Origin of the sequence: Pseudomonas sp. NPDC087697 (genome assembly GCF_044743155.1) — a bacterium.
In the GTDB taxonomy this organism is placed as follows: Bacteria; Pseudomonadota; Gammaproteobacteria; order Pseudomonadales; family Pseudomonadaceae; genus Aquipseudomonas.
Genome location: NZ_JBIUVW010000087.1, coordinates 1 through 4,369, shown reverse-complemented (window position 1 = coordinate 4,369; position 4,369 = coordinate 1). Strand labels below are relative to the sequence as shown.

The following is a 4,369-nucleotide window of genomic DNA, read 5'->3' as shown; positions in this document are numbered from 1 at the left end:
CCACGTGCACTTCTGGCGACCCCGTGTCACCCACCCCTTGCTGCGAGTCAGCTACGATTTGAGCTTTTTCTTGAACGTCGAGAGCCATGAGGCAATCCTTTTATCAGGAAACTGTTTCAAAAAAACAGTTTCAACAGGCCAGGGACAAATCCCTGTATCTAAAAATGAGTAGTGACCGTGCCTGTTAACAGCCACCCTCGTTCGGTCATTCTGACCGAATCAGTCGACGGGGCGCGATGCGCCCGTCTTCGCTCACTTCACCGATACCAATGAAGCGACCATTGTGATCCTGTACGCGTACCATGCCGAACTTCGGTGCATCCGGGGCGCGTACCGGTTGGCCGTTAAGCCAGTAGAACGAGCTGTGCTCCGAGAACTGCAACAGTGGCCAATCCAGCAGGCCGCTGTCCGATGGCATCAGGAAGCGATCAACCGCTTCGTTGCCGCCTTCGGCATGTACTGCTTCCAACTCTTCCAGCGTGACCGTCTGGGCCAGGCTGAACGGACCGGCCTGGGTACGTCGCAGCTGCGCAACGTAAGCGCCACAACCGAGCTGTTCACCAATATCCTCCACGAGGGTCCGGATATAGGTGCCTTTGCTGCAATCTACGGCGAAGCGCGCAGTATCACCTTCAAAGGCCAGCAATTCCAAGCGCGCAATAGTAACAGAACGCGGTTCACGCTCCACCACTTCACCTGCACGGGCCAGCTTGTACAACGGCTGACCGTCACGCTTGAGGGCTGAGTACATCGGCGGTATCTGACTGATTTGCCCACGAAACCTCGGCAAAACCGCTTCGATATCGGCGCGACCAACGGTCACCGGCCGTTCCTGCAAAACTTCACCTTCAGCGTCTGCCGTGGTGGTGGTCTTGCCCAATTGCGCCAGGGTTTCATAACCCTTGTCGGAATCGAGCAGGTATTGCGAGAACTTGGTCGCCTCACCGAAGCACAGCGGCAACACGCCGGTGGCCAACGGATCAAGACTGCCGGTGTGCCCGGCCTTCTCTGCATTGAGCAGCCAGCGAACCTTCTGCAAGGCCGCGTTGGAGGTGAACCCCAGTGGCTTGTCGAGCAGGATGATGCCGCTGACGTTACGACGGATACGTTTGACCTGAGCCACCGATTACTCCTTGGTGTCTTCGGTTTCTGCCACGACCGGGTGCTGATTGTCTTCAGCCACGGCACGTTCGATCAACGCCGACAGATGAGCGCCACGCACGACGCTTTCGTCGTAGTGGAAGTGCAGCTGTGGAACGCTGCGCAGCTTCATCTCGCGAGCCAGCTGCATGCGCAGGAAACCGGCAGCCGAGTTCAGCACCTTGATGCTTTGAGCGATATCGTCTGCGCTGTCTTGCCCCATCACAGTGATGAAGATCTTGGCGTGACCAACGTCACGGCTGACTTCAACAGCGGTAATGGTGACCAGGCCGACGCGCGGGTCTTTGACTTCACGACGGATCAGCTGTGCCAGCTCACGCTGCATCTGATCGCCGATACGTTGGGTACGGCTGTATTCTTTTGCCATGTCTTGTTACCTGTTACTGCCTCACGGTGAAACCCGTGTGGTCTGAAAGCGGCAAACGCCCGGCCTGACAGAAGCCAGACCGGGCGTTGCGTTTAGAGTCCGGGTGATGCGCCGTGCATTTGCATGCGGCTGCCCATCACGGCTCTTGAAGTGCGCGAGTTAGAGGCTGCGAGCAACCTGAACCTTCTCGAAGACTTCGATCTTGTCACCGACTTTGACGTCGTTGTAGCTCTTCACGCCGATACCGCATTCCATGCCGGCACGTACTTCGGAAGCGTCATCCTTGAAGCGGCGCAGGGATTCCAGCTCGCCTTCGAAGATAACGATGTCTTCACGCAGTACACGGATTGGACGGTTACGGTGCACAACACCTTCGATAACCATGCAACCGGCGATCGCGCCAAACTTCGGCGAACGGAACACGTCGCGGACTTCAGCAATACCCAGGATGTTCTCCCGAACGTCGCTGCCAAGCATACCGGTCAGGGCTTTCTTGACGTCTTCGATGATGTCGTAGATCACGTTGTAGTAACGCATATCCAGACCTTCCTGCTCGACGATCTTGCGAGCGCCAGCATCGGCACGCACGTTGAAGCCAAACAGTACAGCGTTGGAGGCCAGTGCCAGGTTGGCGTCGCTCTCGGTGATACCACCGACACCGCCACCAACTACACGCACTTGCACTTCGTCGTTACCCAGGCCGTTCAAGGCACCGTTCAACGCTTCCAACGAACCACGGACGTCGGATTTGAGGACGATGTTAAGCGTCTTCTTCTCTTCCTGGCCCATGTTCTCGAAGATGTTTTCCAGCTTGCCTGCGTGAGCACGAGCCAGTTTGACTTCGCGGAACTTGCCTTGACGGAACAGAGCCACTTCACGGGCTTTCTTCTCGTCGGCAACCACGCTCATCTCGTCGCCAGCGTCCGGGGTACCGTCCAGGCCGAGAATCTCGACCGGGATGGAAGGACCGGCTTCCTTGATTGGCTTGCCGTTCTCGTCGAGCATGGCGCGAACGCGGCCATAGTTCGAACCGACCAGTACCATGTCGCCTTGGCGCAGGGTGCCGTCCTGAACCAGAACGGTTGCAACCGGGCCACGACCTTTGTCGAGACGCGATTCAACCACGACACCACGGCCTGGAGCCGAAGGAGTCGCTTTCAGTTCGAGAACTTCAGCTTGCAGCAGAACAGCTTCGAGCAGCTCGTCTACACCAGTACCGACTTTCGCCGAAACCGATACGAACGGAGTGTCGCCGCCCCACTCTTCCGAGGTCACGCCGTGAACCGACAGTTCGCTACGGATGCGATCGAGATCAGCGCCCGGCTTGTCGATTTTGTTCACTGCAACAACCAGCGGAACACCAGCAGCCTTGGCGTGCTGTACGGCTTCAATGGTCTGCGGCATTACGCCGTCGTCCGCTGCAACCACCAGAATCACGATGTCGGTCGCCTTGGCACCACGAGCACGCATAGCGGTAAACGCGGCGTGACCAGGGGTATCGAGGAAGGTGACCATGCCGCGTTCGGTTTCAACGTGGTACGCACCAATGTGCTGGGTGATACCGCCGGCTTCGCCAGCCGCTACCTTGGCACGACGGATATAGTCGAGCAGCGAGGTCTTACCATGGTCAACGTGGCCCATTACGGTCACGACTGGCGCACGGGAGAAAGCCTCACCTTCAAACTTCAGGGACTCAGCCAGGGAATCTTCCAGGGCGGTGTCGCTGACCAGGGTCACTTTGTGGCCCAGTTCTTCAGCAACCAGTTGAGCAGTTTCCTGATCAAGTACCTGGTTGATGGTCGCTGGAGTACCCAGTTTGAACATGAACTTGATAATTTCAGCAGCCTTGACCGACATCTGCTGAGCGAGATCGCCAACAGTGATGGTCTCGCCGATCTTCACTTCACGCACGACAGGGCCGGTTGGGCTCTGGAAACCGTGAGCGTTGCGTTTCTTCAGCTTGGCCTTGCCGCGACCACCACGACGGAAGCCATCGCTTTCTTCGTCGGTAGTCCGTGGCGCAACGCGTGGAGCAGGCGCTTTTTCCTTGACCGAAGCACGATGTGGAGCGTTTTTGCGCTCACCATCGCCCGCGCCACGACGATTGCTATCGTCGGCACGTGGTTTGTCCGGACGACGCTGTTCGTCGCGTTTGCGAGTGTCGGCTGCAGGAGCAGCTGCCACGACCGGCGCGCTTTCACGCACTGGCTCGGCAACCGCAGCAAGCGCTGCGACTGCGTCGATAGTAGCGGTTTGCGCAGCAGCAGGCTGGCGACGCGCTTCTTCTTCGGCGCGACGCTTGGCTTCTTCTTCAGCCTTCTGACGTGCAGCATTTTCTACTGCGCGACGTTCTTCCAGTTCGCGTTTGCGCTCGGCTTCGATTTCTTCCGGGCTGCGCTGTACGAAGACTTTCTTCTTGCGCACTTCAACGCTGATGCTTTTGCTGCCAGCAACACGCAGGGTGCTGGTGGTTTTACGCTGCAACGTGATTTTGCGCGGTTCTTCCACTTTCGCCTTGTGGCTGCTTTTCAAGTGAGTCAGCAAAGATTGCTTCTCACTGTCGGTCACATGTTCCTCGGCGGCGGTGTGCGGCAGACCTGCCTCACGCATCTGCTGCAGCAGGCGCTCTACCGGTGTTTTGACCTCATCGGCCAGTTGTTTCACCGTGACTTGCGTCATGCACTTCTCTCCTCAGGCCGCGCCTATTACTCGAACCAATGGGCTCGGGCGGCCATGATCAACTTGCCGGCACGATCATCGTCAATGCCGTCGATGTCGAGCAGGTCGTCAATAGACTGCTCGGCCAGGTCTTCGCGGGTAATTACGCCGCGCACCGCCAGT

4 protein-coding genes are annotated in these 4,369 nt (G+C 58.0%); all 4 read right to left on the bottom strand.

Translation table 11 applies throughout. The features are described from left to right. Window positions 1-205 precede the first annotated feature (205 nt). Entirely contained in the window at window positions 206-1,123 is a 918-nt protein-coding gene (gene truB / locus ACIPIN_RS28795; protein WP_401124866.1) for a tRNA pseudouridine(55) synthase TruB, read from the bottom strand. Between the two features lie 3 nt (window positions 1,124-1,126). Then, window positions 1,127-1,528, bottom strand: coding sequence for a 30S ribosome-binding factor RbfA (gene rbfA, locus ACIPIN_RS28790; RefSeq protein ID WP_401124865.1), 402 nt, complete (start codon window positions 1,526-1,528; stop codon window positions 1,127-1,129). A 159-nt stretch (window positions 1,529-1,687) separates the two neighbouring features. Beyond that, window positions 1,688-4,207 (bottom strand): translation initiation factor IF-2, encoded by a 2,520-nt coding sequence (gene infB / locus ACIPIN_RS28785; protein WP_401124864.1) that lies wholly within the window; start codon window positions 4,205-4,207, stop codon window positions 1,688-1,690. A gap of 26 nt (window positions 4,208-4,233) precedes the next feature. Further along, the coding region (locus tag ACIPIN_RS28780; RefSeq protein ID WP_401124868.1) for a helix-hairpin-helix domain-containing protein at window positions 4,234-4,369 on the bottom strand (136 nt) is incomplete at its 5' end.